Raw genomic sequence first — 16,308 nt, forward strand, 5'->3', positions numbered from 1 at the left:
TTCCGGCCGTCTCAATCGTCTCCAACAGTCTCACTCGTCTCCAACAGTCTCGTTCGTCTCCAACTGTATTGAAGCAGCTCGACGGGCTGCGCGTCGCCACCTTCGCCCGTCTGGGCCGCCACGGATCGCGACAAGGTCTCAAAGAAGCGCTGCACTGCGCCCGAGCGTTGGTCGCCAGGCCATTCCAAGGGCCGGCGGTCCGGGGTATTGCCCAGCGGGCCGATTGCGATAGGGCCGCGACCAGCGAGGCATAGCTTACGCAAAGGTTCTACATAGGTATTCGCATGGTTCCTACCGTTAAGTAGGGAGGAGGTCGGTCCGACGCCGGACTTCGACGAGGAGGTCGCCCATGACCAGCGCCGACATCGTGGTCGTTTGTCTGGCCTTGGGCGCCGCACTGTCGTCCGCGATCGGCAACGTGGTCCGGCAGCGCTCCGCGAAGGAAGTTACCGATGAGGAGGTAGGCCACCTCGCGCTCTTCGGACTGTCCCTGCGCGATACCCGCTGGTGGCTCGGCGGGGGAGGTGCGGTCGGCAATTACGTCTTACAGGCTGCGGCGCTGACGTTGGGATCAGTGATGCTGGTGTCGGCGCTTCAGGTGACGGCGCTGTTGTTTGCACTGCCGATCTATGCCCACATCACGCGCCGCCGGGTCACCCGCTGGGAGTGGACCTGGGCGGGGTTGCTGGTTGCGTCGTTGGCGGTGGTCGTCGCGGTTGGCGACCCGGATACCGGGGCTTCGCGCGGATCGCTGGGAGTGTGGATCGTCGTGGCGTGCGTGATGGGTCCGGTGTTGCTGTTCTGTGTTGTGGGTGCGCGGGTCTGGTCGGGCCGGGTGGCCGCGGTGTTGCTGGCGGTGGTCGCCGGTTGCTCGTTGGCGCTTTTTGCGGTGCTTACCAAGGCCGTCGTCGAAGTGGTCGGTGGGGGTGTTGTGGCGTTGTTGCGCGCGCCGGAGTTCTACGCGTGGATCGCCGCATCGTTGGCGGGAATGATCTTTCAGCAGTCGTCGTTCCGTGCGGGCTCGCTCACCGCGTCGCTGCCCACCTTGGTTGTCGCCAAGCCGCTGGTCGGCTCCGTTCTCGGGATGGTTGTCCTCGGCGAAATGTTGGATACCAGCCGAACAGGGCTACTCGTGGTCGGCGCGGGCGTTGTGCTGGCGCTCGTCGCGACCGTGGCGCTTGCCCGCGATGAGGCCGAGATGGTTTCCGACGAGGCTGCCGCGACCGAACGCGTCCGCACAACCGCCGATCGTGACGCGGTCTCGGGTGGTTCCCGACCCGCCGTGGACGAAGCCCGTACCGATCCCCTGAGCTTTTCGGGATTGTCGGCGTAGCGACGCCTGGCTCGTCTTTCGTCGAACGGGCTGGCCCAAGGCCCGTGACCGGCACGTCGAGACGCTAGTTTGGTGGCGTGTTGAGCGCTGTCGCGATCGTTCCGTCGGCACCGGTGCTCGTTCCTGAACTCTCCGGAGCCGCCGCCGAGGTAGCTGACCTACGGACGGCGGTGATCGCGGCGGCCGCGGCGTTGCCGCTGCGCTGGATTGCCGTCGGAACGGACTGCGCACGCGGGTCGGTGGATTACACCGTGGGTCCCGACAGCGTCGGGACCTTCGCGGGCTTCGGCGCCGACGTGCCCGTGCGGCTGTCGCCGCAAACTGGTGCGCAAACCAGTCAACGTGCCGCGCCTTGGCCCGAACTGCCCATATGTGCCCTGGTCACCGGGTGGCTGCGGGGTCGGGCCCGGCCCGAAGCAAGTGCGACGGTGCAAGTCTTCGCCAACGACCACGGCCGCGACACCGCGATCGCGCGAGGCCGCCAGCTGCGGACCGAGATCGACCGGGCGCGCGCTCCGGTCGGTGTGCTGATCACGGCCGACGGTGCCAACACCCTGACGCCCGCGGCTCCCGGGGGTTATGACCCGAGCGCCGCCGCCCCGCAGCGGTCTCTCGACGAGGCGCTCGCACGTGGCGATGTTGCGGCACTAGCTGGATTGTCCGACCGGATCCTCGGGCGGGTCGCCTTTCAGGTGCTGGCCGGCCTCATCGAAACCGGACCGCGATCGGCCAAAGAGCTCTACCGGGGGGCACCCTACGGTGTCGGCTACTTCGCTGGTGTTTGGCAGCCATGAGGTCACTGGCGATTGTCGGCCCGACGGGCACTGGCAAATCGGAGTTGGCGCTCGACGTCGTAGAGCGGCTCGCTGGGGAAGTCAGCGCTGAGATCGTCAACTGCGACGCGATGCAGCTCTATCGCGGTATGGACATTGGGACCGCAAAGCTACCTGTCGCTGCGCGCCGTGGCATCCCCCATCATCAACTCGACGTCCTTGAGGTCACCGAAACGGCGAGCGTTGCCAGCTATCAGCAGGCCGCCGCAGCCGACATCGAGGCGATCCTGCTGCGGGGGTCGGTACCGGTCGTGGTGGGCGGTTCGATGCTCTACATCCAATCGCTGCTCGATGACTGGTCTTTTCCGGCAACCGACCCGGCGGTCCGGGTGAAATGGGAACAGCGGCTGGCCGAGGTCGGCGTCGGCGGGCTACACGCTGAGCTTGCCCGTCGCGACCCGGCCGCGGCCGCGGCAATCCTGCCTACCGACGCCCGGCGTACCGTGCGTGCGCTGGAGGTCGTCGAACTCACCGGCCAGCCATTCGCCGCGTCCGCCCCGAGTGTTGGCGCGCCGCGGTGGGACGCCGCCATTGTTGGGTTAGATTGTGAGACAAGGATTCTCGATGGACGTTTGGCAAGCCGGACCGATCTGATGTTCGATCGTGGCCTGGTAGCTGAGGTGCGCGCGTTGCTGGGTATCGGCCTACGCGAGGGTGTCACCGCGGCACGCGCGCTGGGCTACGCGCAGGTGATCGCGGCTTTGGACGCGGGCGGCGATGCTGGCCCCGGTGCCGACCTGCTGCGCGATGCTCGGGAGCAGACATACGTGGGCACCCGTCGCTACGTGCGCCGGCAGCGGTCGTGGTTTCGCCGAGACCATCGCGTGCACTGGCTCGACGTTGGCGCGGCCACCCCCGCCGATCAGGCCCGCACCGTCGACGACGCACTGCGGGTCTGGCGGCACGTAACCTGATCTGGTGATGTTCGCCAAGGGCCACGGGACGCAGAACGACTTCGTGTTACTGCCCGACGTCAACGCCGAGCTGGCGGTCACCGCGGCCCAGGTGGCCGCCTTGTGCGACCGGCGACAAGGGCTGGGTGCCGACGGGTTGTTGCGTGTCACCACCGCGGGCGCGGCCGTGACGGCCGGCGTGCTCGACCGCCTACCCGATGGCGTCAGCGGATTCGACTGGTTCATGGACTACCGCAACGCCGACGGATCGGCCGCACGGATGTGCGGCAACGGCGTTCGCGTGTTTGCGCATTACCTGCGTGCCAGTGGCTTGGAGCTCCGCGACGAGTTCGTCGTCGGCTCAGTGTCCGGTCCGCGTCTGGTCACAGTGCATCAGGTTGATGCGACCAATGCAGATGTCACCGTGGACATGGGCCGGGCCAACCGGCTTGGGGCAGGCGAAGCCGTTGTCGGTGGTAGGCGGTTTCACGGGGTGGTAGTCGACGTGGGCAACCCGCACCTGGCGTGTGTCGATCCCGTGCTGACCGTCGAAGAGCTGCACACTTTGGATGTTGCTGCGCCGGTGAGCTTCGACCGGGCACAGTTCCCAGACGGCGTGAATGTCGAGGTGCTGACGGCGCCCGTCGGCGGGGTGGTGTCGATGCGGGTTCACGAGCGCGGCGTGGGAGAAACCCGGTCGTGTGGCACCGGAACTGTTGCCGCCGCCGTTGCTGCGCTGGCAAGCGCGGGCACGGAGACCGGTGCCCTCACCGTGCGCGTGCCGGGTGGTGATGTCAAGGTCGCAGTCACCGATGCCACCAGCTACCTGCGCGGGCCTTCGGTGCTGGTGGCCCAGGGGGAACTTGCCGATGAATGTTGGAGCGCATGGGGAGATCCCGCGGCATCTGAGGAGCGTTCTGAGCAGACGGTCGGCACGTCGCCGGAATAGGTGGATGGCTGAGGTGGCCATGAGGCGGATTATTCGGATGCGCAGCCACTCGCGACGTGCAACCATCGGGTACTGGCCATGACATATCCAGATTCGCCCAGCATGGGCTTCGCAGATTCTTCAGATGCTCCCGACGGGTGGGACCACACACCAAGCGTCGGTGAACTTGCTCTCGACGACAGATCGGCGTTGCGTCGGGTCGCCGGGCTGTCGACCGAACTCGCAGACGTCTCCGAGGTGGAGTACCGCCAGCTGCGGTTGGAGCGGGTGGTGTTGGTAGGAGTGTGGACGGAAGGCAGTGCCGCCGACAACCAGGCGAGCCTGGCCGAGTTGGCGTCATTGGCCGAAACCGCCGGCTCGCACGTGCTCGAAGGGCTCATCCAACGCCGCGACCGGCCCGACCCGTCGACATACATCGGATCGGGCAAGGCCGCCGAACTGCGCGAAGTGGTGGTCGCCACCGGCGCCGATACCGTCATCTGCGACGGCGAACTATCACCCGCGCAACTGACGGCCCTGGAAAAGGCCGTGAAGGTCAAAGTCATCGACCGCACTGCGCTGATCCTCGACATCTTCGCTCAGCACGCCACTAGCCGGGAGGGCAAGGCCCAAGTGTCGCTGGCTCAGATGGAATACATGCTGCCCCGGTTGCGTGGCTGGGGTGAGTCGATGTCACGGCAGGCCGGCGGCCGCGCGGGCGGCAGCGGAGGCGGAGTGGGGTTGCGCGGTCCGGGCGAGACCAAGATCGAGACCGACCGGCGGCGCATCCGCGAGCGGATGGCCAAACTGCGACGCGAAATCAAGGCGATGAAACGCGCCCGCGACACTCAGCGCAGCCGCCGGGTGCATAGCGATGTTCCGTCGATCGCCATCGTTGGCTACACCAACGCGGGTAAATCCAGCCTGCTCAACGCCCTGACTGGGGCCGGAGTGCTAGTTGAAGACGCGCTGTTCGCGACGCTGGAGCCCACCACCCGCCGGGCGGAATTCGATCCCGATGCACAGGGGGTTCGCCGCTTCCTGATTACCGACACCGTCGGCTTTGTGCGCCATCTGCCCACCCAGCTGGTCGAGGCATTCCGCTCCACGCTGGAGGAAGTCGTCGATGCCGAGCTGTTGTTGCACGTCGTTGACGGCTCCGACGCCAATCCACTGGCACAGATCACCGCAGTGCGGCAGGTGATCTCTGATGTCCTGGCTGACCACGGGGCCGACCGCGGTGGCGATCACTGGGATAAGGGTGCGGACGCGCCGCAGGAGCTGCTCGTGGTCAACAAAGTTGACGCGGCCAGCGATCTGACGCTGGCCAAGCTCCGGCACGGCCTGCCCGGCGCGGTGTTCGTGTCCGCGCGCACCGGGGAAGGGATAGACGCGTTGCGCCGCCGGATGGCTGAGCTCACCGTTGCGACCGACGCCGCCGTGGATGTGTTGATCCCGTACCACCGTGGCGACCTGGTGGCGCGCGTGCACGCCGACGGCCGGGTGCAGCAGGAGGACCACAACTCGGAAGGCACGAGGATCAAGGCCCGGGTTCCGGTGGCGCTGGCCGCCAGCCTGCGGGACTTTGGTGCGCGCGGCTGAGTTCCGTCCCGCAGCTGCCTACCAACCATATGGTTGGTATACGGTGGGCAGCAGAGTTCTCTTGTCGCCGGAGGTCACCCATGGGCAGTGCCATCAAGTACCAGCGCACTCTGTTCGAACCTGAGCACGACTTGTTTCGCGAGTCCTACCGGGCCTTCCTCGAGCGCCACGTTGCGCCCTATCACGACGAATGGGAAAAGGCCAAGATCGTCGACCGCGGCGTCTGGCTTGAGGCCGGCAAACAGGGTTTTCTGGGGATGGCGGTGCCCGAGGAGTACGGCGGTGGGGGTGACCCGGACTTTCGGTACAACACGATCGTCACCGAGGAAACCTCCGCCGGGCGATACAGCGGGATCGGCTTCGGCCTGCACAACGACATCGTGGCGCCGTATCTGCTGGAGCTAGCCAACGACGAGCAGAAGCAGCGCTGGTTACCCAAGTTCTGCACTGGCGAGCTGATTACCGCGATCGCGATGACCGAGCCGGGAACCGGTAGTGACTTGCAGGGCATCAAGACCCGCGCCGTCAGGCAGGGTGATCACTATGTGCTTAATGGAGCCAAGACGTTCATCACCAACGGAATCAACGCCGACCTGGTGATCGTCGTGGCGCAGACCGACCCCGATAAAGGCGCGCAAGGGTTTTCGCTGCTTGTCGTCGAACGCGGCATGGAGGGATTCGAACGCGGTCGCCAGCTGGACAAGATCGGTCTGGACGCCCAGGACACCGCCGAGTTGTCGTTCACCGACGTCGCGGTTCCCGTCGAGAACCGGCTCGGAGACGAGGGGATGGGATTCGTCTACCTGATGCAGAATTTGCCGCAGGAACGCATATCGATCGCCATCATGGCTGCCGCCGGGATGGAAGCCGTCCTCACGGACACGTTGCGATACACCCAGGAACGTAAGGCTTTTGGCCGGTCGATCGGCAATTTCCAGAACAGCCGTTTCGTGCTGGCCGAGTTGGCGACCGAAGCGACCGTGGTGCGCATCATGGTCGACGAATTCATCGCGTTGCACCTCGAGGGCAAGCTGACGGTGGAGCAGGCCGCAATGGCCAAGTGGTACGCCACCGAGAAGCAGGTCCATCTGAACGACCGCTGTCTGCAGCTGCACGGTGGGTACGGGTACATGCGTGAATACCCGGTTGCCCGTGCCTATCTCGATTCGCGGGTGCAGACGATCTACGGCGGTACGACCGAGATCATGAAGGAGATCATCGGGCGTAGCTTGGGTGTTTAACACGCTTGCTTTCGGGGTCACCGATGCGCGTCGCGCACTGCGTGAGCCCGCCGCAGCAGCACCATCACGTCGTCTTGTGCTCCCGCCGGTGGGCGGTATTTCGTTGGCAGTGCATTGACCTGGCGTTCAGCGATGACGAGAGCGGCGAATAGCTTGTTGCGTTCGGCAGGATCCGTTGAGTCGTGCACATCGAGGTATTCGGTTGCATACCGGCGAGCCCTCCTGATGGCGGTCCGTGCTCGCCCGCGCGCCGAGCCGAGCGACGCAAGCGTCGTGATCGTTAGGACGATGATGATGACCGCCAACGATTGGGGGGTGCTCACTTTGGCGATCGGGACCGGGTTGCCGCTGTTGATGAACGGGAGCTTGTTGTCGTGTAGTGCCTCCAGCGCCAGTTTCACGCCGATGAAGCCAAGAATCACGGCCAGTCCATAGCGCAGAAAAACCAGCCGATCGAGCAGCCCGTCTATCAGGAAGTACAGCTGGCGCAGGCCTAGCAGCGAGAACGCGGTCGCGGTGAATACCAGATAGACGTTCTGGGTGAGCCCGAAGAGTGCGGGAATCGAGTCGAACGCAAATAGTAGGTCGGTGCCGCCGACGGTCATCATGACCAGCAACATCGGGGTCAGCATCCGTTTGCCGTTCTCGACGGTGAACAATCGGTCGCCACGGTAGTTGGGGGAGGTCCGCAAGAACCGGTCGGCGATCCGGGCGAGGACCGACTTCTTGACAAACCTGTTGAGAGGGTCGGCGGGGCGGCCTTCTCGCGCTGCGGGTTTGGCGAGTTTGACTGCCATGACGAGCAACACCAGGCTGAACAGATAGAACGCCGAGTGGAAGTTCTTGATGAGCGCAGCGCCGATGAAAATGAAACCGGTGCGCGTGACGAGCGCGAACGCGATACCGAATAGCAGCACCTTTTGCTGCGCGAAGCGGGGAACGCCGAAGCTGCTGATAATGACCAGAAATACGAACAAGTTGTCGACTGACAGGGCCTCATCGGTCAGGTAGCAGGCGTAATACTCGACCGCCAACGAAGGGCCGCCGAAGATGAGTACACCGATGCCGAACAGGACCCCGATACTCACAAAGGTTGTGGACTGGACAACCGCCTGACGCAACGTGGGCACCCGCGCCCGGCGTACGTGCACGACGTAGTCGATCGACATCAAGCCGCCGATCATCATGACGGTGAGGGCCCAGAGGAGTCCGGAAGCACCCATTTCAGCTGGGTTTCCTCTCAGGCAACATGCGGGTCGGCGCTTTTCGGCACCGCAAGTCAAACCAAGCCAAACATTGCCTGGGCGCAGCGCGGTTGCTGGCAGTACTGGCGCGGCATCGCATCATTTCGACATCAGCTGGGTATCCGTTTTCGTAACATTTGCGGATTTACTTCGCAAATGTTGTTCGCTAGAGCAAAGTTGTGCGAGTCCTGCGACAATACGAACCGTAGCGCAGCGGTGTCCTCGGTGGGGTTCACCGCCTCGCGAGTGGGTAGGTCATGGGCTGGGAGGCTCTGTGAATGGACAGAGAGGTCAAGTGAGCAAGCTAATTGCGCGCGCGCTGATCGGCTTGGCGACCACCGTGGTGGCTGCCGTGTTGCTGGCGCCCGCCGCGGTAGCTTCTCCGATAGGTGACGCCGAAGCGGCAATCATGGCTGCGTGGGAGCAGGCAGGCGGCGAGACTTCCCTACTTGGTGCCAGGGAAGGCGACGTCTACCCCGTTGGCAACGGCTTCGCCCTCGACTTCGACGGCGGCAAGATGTTCTTCAGCGAGGCCACCGGTGCCAGATTCCTTTATGGCGAGGTCCTGGACAAATACGAGTCGCTGGGCGGACCCGCCGACAGCGATCTGGGATTCCCGACCATCGACGAAGTTCCCGGCCTGGCCGGACCCGACAGCCGGGTGAGCACGTTTTCGGCCAGCGACAACCCAGTGATTTTCTGGACTGCCGTGCACGGCGCCTTCGTTGTGCGCGGGCCGCTCAATGCCGCGTGGGACGCACTCGGCAGCTCGGGGGGAGTTCTCGGTGTCCCGATCGGTGATGAAACCTACGACGGCGAAGTCATCTCCCAGAAGTTCAGCGGGGGTGAGGTCTCGTGGAACAGGCAGAGCAAGGAGTTCACTACCGTTCCGGCGGTCCTTGCTGACCAGCTCGGCGACGTGGACGTGCCAGTCGATCCCACCGCCGCCATCAACATGGCCTGGCGTGCCGCCGGGGGAGCCGCAGGGCCGCTCGGCGCGAAGAAAGGGGAGCAGTATCCGATTGGCGGTGACGGGATCGTTCAGGATTTCGTTGGCGGCAAGGTCTTCTTCAGCCCGGCGACCGGCGCCAACGCCGTCGAAGGCGACATCCTGGCGAAATACGAGTCGCTGGGTGGGCCGGTAGGCAGCGACCTGGGTTTCCCGATCGCTAACGAGTCCGACGGCGGTATCGCTCCGGCCAGCAGAATCGTCACGTTCTCCGCGGCCGACAAACCCGTGATCTTCTGGACGCCGGACCACGGCGCCTTCGTCGTACGGGGAGCTATGAAGGCCGCGTGGGACAAGCTCCGCGGTCCCGTAGGCCAGCTCGGTGCGCCGGTCGCCGACCAGGCCGTGGATGGCGACGTTGTCTCGCAGCAGTTCTCCGGCGGCACGATCTCGTGGAACCGTGCGGATAACACGTATGCCACCGACCCCGCGAACTTGGCCCCGCTGCTGTCCGGATTGCAGGTCCCGGGGCAGAACCAGCCAAGCACCTCGGAGGCCCCCCCGGAAGGCACAAAGTTCACCTGGCATTGGTGGTGGGTGATCGCGGCCGTGCTGGCGGTGCTCGTGATCGCGTTGCTCGTACTGCTGGTGGTGGGTCTGCGCCGGCGTCACTCGGGCGACGATTCCGGTGATTACGAGCTCGATCAGGACCCGGACGCCGGGTACGACGCCACCGCCGAGGGACGTTGGCCGCCCGACGATCTCGACTTCGGCTCCGAGCAATTCTCGTTCGGTGAGCAACACCCGTCGGAGCATCTGGCGCCAGAGGCCGGACCCGTGTCGCCGATCAGTTGGCCGCGCGGTGAGGCGGCGGCTGCCGGTGTGGCCGAGCTTGCCGCCAGGGGCGAAGCGTACGGCGACGACGACATGTTTGGCGCCGACGAAGGCTATGGATTTGAGGGTCTTGAAGGGCCTGAGGGCGTTGAGGGGATTGAGGATGAAGACCCCGACTTTGTAGACACTACGCCCACACCCGTCGTCTCATACGCCGATCTGTCTGGTGCTTCGGAGGAAGCGGTTCCTGAGCCCGTCGTTCCGGAAACCGTGGCTCCGGAAACCTTCGCTACCGAAACAGAGGTTCCGGATGCCCGCGTTCGGGATGCCGTTTTTGGGGGCGCCTACGTAGCGAGTTCGGCCGCCGACGCCGCCGGCACCGCCTCACCTCAGGAGGCTGACTCGAGCCCCGACGAGCGAATCGGGCGACATGCGGCGGTGGATCACGACGCCTATGCAGGGGAAGCCCGGCGGGCGACCGCAGAATCTGCCTCGGACCCGTACCGGGTTCGCGCGGAAGGGATTACAGCGTCCGCCGGGCCGCCCAGGCCGAGTCCGGCCGTGCGCCCGACATTACACTTGCCCCTTGAGGATCCATACCAGGCGCCGGACGGATATCCCATCAAGGCCAGCGCCCGTTTCGGCCTGTATTACCTGCCCAGCGATGCGCTGTACGGGAACACGCGCGCCGAAATCTGGTTCTCTAGCGAAGAAGCCGCACAAGCGAACGGGTTCACGCGAGCGGACTAGAACTCGGCCCCGGGGCCATGGGTGGGGTTTTCGCGCGCGCTATACCTTGCGGATCACGGTGACGACTTTGCCCAGCACGGTGGCGTCATTGCCGGGGATCGGATCGAAGGCCGGATTGTGCGGCATCAGCCACACTTGACCGCCCGCGCGCTTAAACGTCTTGACGGTGGCCTCGCCGTCAAGCATCGCGGCGACGATGTCACCGTTGTCTGCGACGTTTTGCTGCCGCACTACCACCCAGTCTCCGTCGCAAATCGCCGCTTCGACCATCGAGTCACCGACTACCTTGAGTAGGAACAGCGTGCCCTCGCCAACCAACTCACGCGGCAACGGGAAAACATCTTCGACGGCTTCCTCGGCAAGGATCGGACCGCCGGCGGCGATGCGTCCGAGGACGGGGACAAAGGTGGGTTCTGGTAACGCGTCGGAGCCCGCCACCTCGGTGGCTGGCGCTGTAGCGCCGTCGTCAGCACCGCGCACGTCCACCGCGCGCGGGCGGTTCGGGTCCCGGCGCAGATATCCTTTGCGCTCGAGGGTGCGGAGCTGATGCGCCACTGAGGACGTTGAGGTGAGGCCGACCGCATCGCCGATTTCCCGGATGCTCGGCGGGTATCCGCGTGTCGTGACCGAAGTCCGGATGACGTCGAGAATGGTGCGTTGACGCTCGGTGAGCGCCGAGTCCATGGAACGCAGGCCGGTATCCGAGCCAGTGGCGCCGCTGACGACTGTGCCCATCGTTCCCCCGCCCGATCGCTCGCCAACCCGGGTGTCGTTGCTGTCGCTCATGGCCCCGAATGTAGCTGGAACCAGCCCAAGAATCAAACATGTGTTCGAGCTGGCGTGTCGCGGGACTGCTGCTGGTGACCGGTCGGCAATCCCGGCGGTTTGTCGGTCGGGCAGATCTGTCGGTGGCGTGGTCTAGCGTTTCGCGCAGGCGACACGCATCGATCAAATGTTCGGGTATCGAACACACGAGCGATTACGCTGTCGAACGTACGAGCGAGAAACGCCCCACCCAGAGAAGCTAGAGAAGGCTGAGAGAAGGCTGGAGGAACAGGAATGACACTCATCCACGCTGGCGCGCCGTCTACCGCGAGGCCGCGCGGGCCCTTCAACAGGCCGGCTGGTCCGCCGTCGGTTGGCAGGGCGCGGGTGGACCGATCGCGCCGGCCCAGCCCGTCTCGCCCCGAGGGTCCGCCGTTGTGCTACCGGGGCACCGGTGTGGGGATGTCGGCCGCAGCTCACCGTCGGCGCCCCGTCTCGCCAGCAACGACGCTGGCGTTGGCGCTGCTTGCCGCGCTGATCACCGTCTGGCTCGGGCTCGTGGCGCATTTCGGGGACCTGGTCAACGGCGGCTCGGCCGATTCGGGTGCTGACATGCCGGACAGACTTGCCGTCGTGCGCGTCGAGGCCGGGGAGTCCCTTCGCGACGTGGCGGCTCGGGTGGCCCCAGACGCGCCGGTTCGCGAGGTAACAAGCCGTATCCGCGAACTCAACGCTCTGCCGTCGACGACGCTGGCCACAGGCCAGACGCTCATTGCGCCGGTGGGCTGACGGTGCTCGCGGGTGGGGTACGAAAACGGCAGTGTGCCAACGTTGCTCGTTGATGCCGGCGCCGGGCGATCATGGATCTCGGCGGCATTGGCCCTGCCAGGCACGACGCAGGTACGCTCGGAGTCGTCTGCGATACCCGGATGTCAGCACGGCGAAGGAGCGGCCATGCACTGTCCGTTCTGCCGGCATCCCGATTCACGCGTGATTGACTCTCGGGAAACCGATGAAGGTCAGGCGATCCGACGGCGTCGGTCCTGCCCGGAGTGCGGGCGACGATTCACCACCGTAGAAACCGCAGTCCTCGCAGTGGTCAAGCGCAGCGGTGTCACGGAGCCTTTCAGCCGGGAAAAAGTGATCAGCGGCGTGCGGCGGGCCTGTCAGGGGTGCCAAGTCGATGACGACGCGTTGAACCTGCTGGCCCAGCAGGTTGAAGATTCCGTGCGTGCGGCCGGATCGCCGGAGGTGCCGAGTCACGAGGTCGGCCTCGCCATCCTCGGGCCGTTGCGCGAACTCGACGAAGTGGCGTACCTGCGGTTCGCGTCGGTATACCGGTCCTTTTCGTCGGCCGACGATTTCGCGCGGGAGATCGAGGCTCTGCGCGCCCACCGCAACGTATCGACACCCAGCTGATGAACCGCGGCGGCCCGGACCTACACCCTGATCTGGCAGCGCTGGCACCGCTATTGGGCACCTGGGCGGGGCGGGGCACGGGTAAGTATCCGACCATCCAACCGTTCGAGTACCTGGAAGAAGTTGTGTTCTCCCATGTGGGTAAGCCGTTCCTGGCCTACACGCAGAAGACCAGGGCTGTCGCCGACGGGAAGCCGCTGCATGCCGAGGCGGGTTATTGTCGTGTTCCCGGACCGGGACGCGTGGAACTCGTTCTCGCCCATCCGAGTGGTATCACCGAAATCGAAGTGGGGACGTACTCGGTGAACGCTGAGGTCATCGAACTGGAGTTGTCCACAAGTTCGACCGGCGGTATCGGACTATCCCCGACCGCCAAAGAAGTGACCGCGCTTGGCCGTCGCATCAGCGTCGAGGGCGACGAGCTCTCGTATAGCGTGCAGATGGGCGCCGTCGGGCAACCGTTGCAGGATCACCTCGCCGCCGTACTGCGCCGACGGTGCTGAACGGCGTCAGTCGACCTGTCGGACACCATCATTGACGACGTGGCCGGCCACGCGAACCCACCCTTCCGGACTCCAGGTCGTTTGGATCAACGAGCCTTTGCCCTGGGTGATAGTGAGATCGCGGCTGAGGTAGTCGGTGATCCGAATGGCCGCGGAACCGGTCGCTTCGTCTTCGGGGACACCCAAGTTAGCGGCGAACATCCGGGCGCGTAGCGCGCCAGCGGTCGGATCTGCCCAGGTCCAGAGGTAGTGCGCGATGTCGTCGGAAAAATCGGCGGGATCGGCGCCGGCGAGGGCGTCGAGTGAGTCGAGGTCGTGGATGGCGAATTCCGGTGCCCATTCGGAGCGGGCGCTGATGCTGGTGAGATCACCCTGGTAGCTCACCTGAACAATGCCGGCGGGTACTTGCAGCGTATTGAGTGGCGTACCGGCTTCCCGCAGCCACCAGGAAGCTCCGACGGTCGGGTGCCCGGCGAAGGGAATCTCGAGGCTCGGTGTGTAGATCGTGGCGTGCGCGGTGGTCGAGCCAGCGGCGGGTAGATCGACGAATATTGTTTCGCTGTAGCCCAATTGGGTTGCCAGTTGCTGCCGGTCTGCGGGTTCGACTTTGCTGGCATCGACCACGCCGAGGGGATTCCCAAAATTACCGTGTGCATCGCTGAAAACCCGGAGCACCGTTACCTCAATAGCCATGGCCCGACTGTACGACCCAGCACCGGGCTCGCACAGCCCCCGGCGTCAGGTAGCGCTGCGTTCGTCGGAACCGATCGCGTTGAGAACGGCAACCCGGGTATCCGCTGAGCCGGTGACGGTCTCTTCGCCGCCCCCTTGCCGCAACAGCGCGCGAAGCGCGGCTTGGTCGTATTCGGACGGGGTGGTGTCATCGATGAACCGTTGGACGACGTCGATGAATCGGGCCGGGTCGTCATGGAACGGGAAGTGCCCGGAACCGTCGAAGATCTCCAGCCGGGACCCTGGCATAGCTGCATGCGCCATGTGAGCGTGACGCACCGGGACCACCACATCCTTTGTTCCCCAAATGATCTGGACCGGAATGGCCTGAGTCAAGTAACAGCGATCCAGCATCGTGACAATCTGTCCGCGCCAGTCGACCACCGCTCGCAAGGTGCGTCCGAACGCCGCTGAGGCTGTCGGTTCTGGTAGGTCGTCCAGTATCCGCAGCACGTTCAGCAGATCCTGTTCCAAGCCGGTGGTTCCGATCATTTTTCCCACGAGCCGCCCTGCCATCTGTACCGCCGGCAGTACCAGGGGCAACCGCAGTAGGGCCATTGCCTCACTGCCCATCGGCAACGACGCCAACCGGAACACGACGTTGACGTCCTTGGTGACCCCGCCCACGGACACGAGGATCAGCCGCTCGACGAGCTGAGGAAACTGGTAGGCGAACTGCATCGCCACCCCGCCGCCGAGCGAATGGCCCACGATGGTCACTCGCTCGATGTCGAGCACACTAAGTAGGTCGCGCATCCCGTTGGCGTAGGCCGCAACAGAGTAGTCAGCGCGGGGCTTGTCGGATTGTCCATGACCAAGGAGATCCGGCGCGATGACGGTGAAACGTTGTGCGAGCTTGGCCTGAATGCCCTTCCAGGTGGTGGAATTGTCGCCGATTCCGTGGATCAGCAGAATCGCTGGCCCGGAGCCGGCGATCCGGAACGCGCGCCGGTACCCGTGGATCGTCTGCCGCTGCAGTGTGGGGGTAGCTACGTCCCGCACCGCGCGAAGGTTTCGCTTTCGCTCGGTCATCTCGCCAACCTCGTCGTCGGGCCGATAGGGGTGTCCTGCAGGGCTAGGCTGGGTCGTCCTCGTCAAACTTCTTTTCTGCCTGCTGAGCCAGGAATCGCTCAAACTCTGCGCCGAGCTCGTCGCCGCTTGGGAGATCCTCGTCGCGCTTGAGTAACGATCTGTTCTCCTGAGCGTCGATGAACGCATCGTACTGGCGCTCGAGCGCAGTCACCACTTGAGCGACTTCTGCGCTTGCCTGGACTTGCTCGTCGATCTTGGCGCCGATCTGTTCCGCCGCCTCTGTCAATGCTGTCAGCGGCAGGTCCAATGATCCGGTCTTGGCGACCTGCTCGAGGAGCGCCTGCGCGGCCGCAGGATAGTCGGTCTGCGTCAGATAGTGCGGGACATGCACGGTGAATCCGACGACCTCGTGACCGTGCTGGGCCATCCGGTACTCCAAGAGATTGGAAGCGCTTCCCGGAACCTGGATTTCGGAGATCCACGGCTGGAAGTCGGCGATGAGGTCCGGGTTGTTGGAGTGTGCCGTCATGGTGATGGGTCGGGTATGCGGAACCGCCATGGGAACGGTGCCGAGGCCGATAGTTTGTCGGACGCCCAAACGCTCGGCTAGCAGCCGCACTGCGGTGATGAAACGCTCCCATTTCAGGTCCGGCTCCATGCCCGCCAGCAGCAGAAAAGGTGTGCCGACGCTGTCGTGCAGGGCATACAGGCTGAGGTCTGGATCGTCGTAGTTGGTGAAGTGATCGATCTTGAATGTCATCACTGGCCGACGCGAGCGATAGTCCAGCAGGTCGTCGATCGCGAACGACGCGACCAGCTCTGGGTCCAAGGCCGCCTTGAGGTGGGCAGCGGCAAGCCGGATCGCGTGACCGGCGTCGGAGAAGCCTTCTAAAGCGTGCACCAGCACCGGACCACGGCCATCCGATGTTGACAACTGAGGTGCTGGGAACTCCAGCTCGTACATGCCGGGTTGTCCCGGCTGGTAGTCCTGCGTCTGGTCCGGCCCGTGATCGTCTGCCATCGGTGTCGCCTCCTCTCGTGTGTCTGGGGGTGCTACCACCAGTGTCCCTCAATGTGGCGGACACCAATCGTTGAATGCGAACCCTACGTGCACTTTTCCTCACAACGCAAAAGAGCCAGGCGGTATTCGATGGTGTCCGGGTTGGCCGATGGCGAATTTGCTGGTCGCCCTAATGGCGCGTATTCGGCCGGACTCATATCCGTCGCTAAAGTCGCCGGTCGGCGCGGCG

General features: G+C 64.7%; 15 protein-coding genes. 10 read left to right on the forward strand and 5 right to left on the reverse strand.

All coding sequences use genetic code 11. The features are described 5' to 3' along the window. The first annotated feature begins 349 nt into the window (after positions 1-349). The 6 genes from F6B93_RS08025 to F6B93_RS08050 all read left to right on the forward strand — a co-directional run bounded on the left by F6B93_RS08025 (position 350) and on the right by F6B93_RS08050 (position 6,830). On the forward strand, positions 350-1,333 hold the full coding sequence (locus tag F6B93_RS08025) for a DMT family transporter (RefSeq protein WP_211698622.1): 984 nt from the start codon (positions 350-352) through the stop codon (positions 1,331-1,333). Between the two features lie 77 nt (positions 1,334-1,410). Further along, positions 1,411-2,127, forward strand: coding sequence for a class III extradiol ring-cleavage dioxygenase family protein (locus F6B93_RS08030; protein WP_211698623.1), 717 nt, complete (start codon positions 1,411-1,413; stop codon positions 2,125-2,127). Then, entirely contained in the window at positions 2,124-3,080 is a 957-nt protein-coding gene (gene miaA, locus F6B93_RS08035) for a tRNA (adenosine(37)-N6)-dimethylallyltransferase MiaA (protein ID WP_211698624.1), read from the forward strand. The genes F6B93_RS08030 and miaA overlap by 4 nt, the downstream gene beginning before the upstream one ends. 4 nt (positions 3,081-3,084) lie before the next feature. Then, positions 3,085-4,008 (forward strand): diaminopimelate epimerase, encoded by a 924-nt coding sequence (gene dapF / locus F6B93_RS08040; protein ID WP_211698625.1) that lies wholly within the window; start codon positions 3,085-3,087, stop codon positions 4,006-4,008. Positions 4,009-4,086: 78 nt separating this feature from the next. Continuing rightward, positions 4,087-5,589, forward strand: a complete 1,503-nt coding sequence (gene hflX / locus F6B93_RS08045) for a GTPase HflX (RefSeq protein ID WP_211698626.1) — start codon at positions 4,087-4,089, stop codon at positions 5,587-5,589. A gap of 80 nt (positions 5,590-5,669) precedes the next feature. Further along, entirely contained in the window at positions 5,670-6,830 is a 1,161-nt protein-coding gene (locus F6B93_RS08050) for an acyl-CoA dehydrogenase family protein (RefSeq protein ID WP_211698627.1), read from the forward strand. A gap of 17 nt (positions 6,831-6,847) precedes the next feature. On the opposite strand, the gene F6B93_RS08055 is transcribed toward F6B93_RS08050, so the two are convergent. After that, on the reverse strand, positions 6,848-8,053 hold the full coding sequence (locus F6B93_RS08055; protein ID WP_211698628.1) for a TerC/Alx family metal homeostasis membrane protein: 1,206 nt from the start codon (positions 8,051-8,053) through the stop codon (positions 6,848-6,850). Positions 8,054-8,348: 295 nt separating this feature from the next. Between F6B93_RS08055 and F6B93_RS08060 the strand changes: the two genes are divergently transcribed. Next, positions 8,349-10,607, forward strand: coding sequence for an LGFP repeat-containing protein (locus F6B93_RS08060; RefSeq protein ID WP_211698629.1), 2,259 nt, complete (start codon positions 8,349-8,351; stop codon positions 10,605-10,607). Positions 10,608-10,646: 39 nt separating this feature from the next. On the opposite strand, the gene lexA is transcribed toward F6B93_RS08060, so the two are convergent. Next, on the reverse strand, positions 10,647-11,393 hold the full coding sequence (gene lexA / locus F6B93_RS08065) for a transcriptional repressor LexA (RefSeq protein ID WP_425518511.1): 747 nt from the start codon (positions 11,391-11,393) through the stop codon (positions 10,647-10,649). Between the two features lie 273 nt (positions 11,394-11,666). Between lexA and F6B93_RS08070 the strand changes: the two genes are divergently transcribed. The 3 genes from F6B93_RS08070 to F6B93_RS08080 all read left to right on the forward strand — a co-directional run bounded on the left by F6B93_RS08070 (position 11,667) and on the right by F6B93_RS08080 (position 13,294). Beyond that, a complete protein-coding gene (locus F6B93_RS08070; RefSeq protein WP_211698630.1) occupies positions 11,667-12,161 on the forward strand; it encodes a LysM peptidoglycan-binding domain-containing protein in 495 nt (164 codons plus the stop codon). 165 nt (positions 12,162-12,326) lie between these two features. Further along, complete coding sequence (nrdR, locus tag F6B93_RS08075; RefSeq protein WP_211699347.1) at positions 12,327-12,791, forward strand: transcriptional regulator NrdR; 465 nt, start codon at positions 12,327-12,329, stop codon at positions 12,789-12,791. Then, positions 12,791-13,294 (forward strand): peroxynitrite isomerase, encoded by a 504-nt coding sequence (locus tag F6B93_RS08080; protein ID WP_211698631.1) that lies wholly within the window; start codon positions 12,791-12,793, stop codon positions 13,292-13,294. Before nrdR ends, F6B93_RS08080 begins: the two co-directional genes overlap by 1 nt. A 6-nt stretch (positions 13,295-13,300) precedes the next feature. On the opposite strand, the gene F6B93_RS08085 is transcribed toward F6B93_RS08080, so the two are convergent. From F6B93_RS08085 to F6B93_RS08095, 3 genes are read right to left on the reverse strand one after another with little or no spacing between them, the layout of a single operon-like run. Next, on the reverse strand, positions 13,301-13,987 hold the full coding sequence (locus F6B93_RS08085; protein ID WP_211698632.1) for a PhzF family phenazine biosynthesis protein: 687 nt from the start codon (positions 13,985-13,987) through the stop codon (positions 13,301-13,303). A gap of 45 nt (positions 13,988-14,032) precedes the next feature. Then, positions 14,033-15,058 carry an alpha/beta fold hydrolase gene (locus tag F6B93_RS08090; RefSeq protein WP_211698633.1) on the reverse strand — a complete coding sequence of 342 codons (1,026 nt, stop codon included), beginning with the start codon at positions 15,056-15,058 and terminating at the stop codon, positions 14,033-14,035. Between the two features lie 43 nt (positions 15,059-15,101). Then, positions 15,102-16,079, reverse strand: a complete 978-nt coding sequence (locus F6B93_RS08095) for a proteasome assembly chaperone family protein (protein WP_211698634.1) — start codon at positions 16,077-16,079, stop codon at positions 15,102-15,104. Positions 16,080-16,308: the final 229 nt, after the last annotated feature.

This window comes from Mycobacterium spongiae (genome assembly GCF_018278905.1).
In the GTDB taxonomy this organism is placed as follows: domain Bacteria; phylum Actinomycetota; class Actinomycetes; order Mycobacteriales; family Mycobacteriaceae; genus Mycobacterium; species Mycobacterium spongiae.

What these genes read in the sequence shown, in the direction of transcription:
- F6B93_RS08080 (WP_211698631.1), top strand. Translation starts at nt 12,791, where the DNA reads ATGAACCGCGGCGGCCCGGACCTACACCCTGATCTGGCAGCGCTGGCA.
- F6B93_RS08095 (WP_211698634.1), bottom strand. Translation starts at nt 16,079, where the DNA reads ATGGCAGACGATCACGGGCCGGACCAGACGCAGGACTACCAGCCGGGA.
- F6B93_RS08025 (WP_211698622.1), top strand. Translation starts at nt 350, where the DNA reads ATGACCAGCGCCGACATCGTGGTCGTTTGTCTGGCCTTGGGCGCCGCA.
- F6B93_RS08050 (WP_211698627.1), top strand. Translation starts at nt 5,670, where the DNA reads ATGGGCAGTGCCATCAAGTACCAGCGCACTCTGTTCGAACCTGAGCAC.
- F6B93_RS08090 (WP_211698633.1), bottom strand. Translation starts at nt 15,058, where the DNA reads ATGACCGAGCGAAAGCGAAACCTTCGCGCGGTGCGGGACGTAGCTACC.
- nrdR (WP_211699347.1), top strand. Translation starts at nt 12,327, where the DNA reads ATGCACTGTCCGTTCTGCCGGCATCCCGATTCACGCGTGATTGACTCT.
- miaA (WP_211698624.1), top strand. Translation starts at nt 2,124, where the DNA reads ATGAGGTCACTGGCGATTGTCGGCCCGACGGGCACTGGCAAATCGGAG.
- F6B93_RS08055 (WP_211698628.1), bottom strand. Translation starts at nt 8,053, where the DNA reads ATGGGTGCTTCCGGACTCCTCTGGGCCCTCACCGTCATGATGATCGGC.
- F6B93_RS08085 (WP_211698632.1), bottom strand. Translation starts at nt 13,987, where the DNA reads ATGGCTATTGAGGTAACGGTGCTCCGGGTTTTCAGCGATGCACACGGT.
- hflX (WP_211698626.1), top strand. Translation starts at nt 4,087, where the DNA reads ATGACATATCCAGATTCGCCCAGCATGGGCTTCGCAGATTCTTCAGAT.
- lexA (WP_425518511.1), bottom strand. Translation starts at nt 11,393, where the DNA reads ATGAGCGACAGCAACGACACCCGGGTTGGCGAGCGATCGGGCGGGGGA.
- F6B93_RS08070 (WP_211698630.1), top strand. Translation starts at nt 11,667, where the DNA reads ATGACACTCATCCACGCTGGCGCGCCGTCTACCGCGAGGCCGCGCGGG.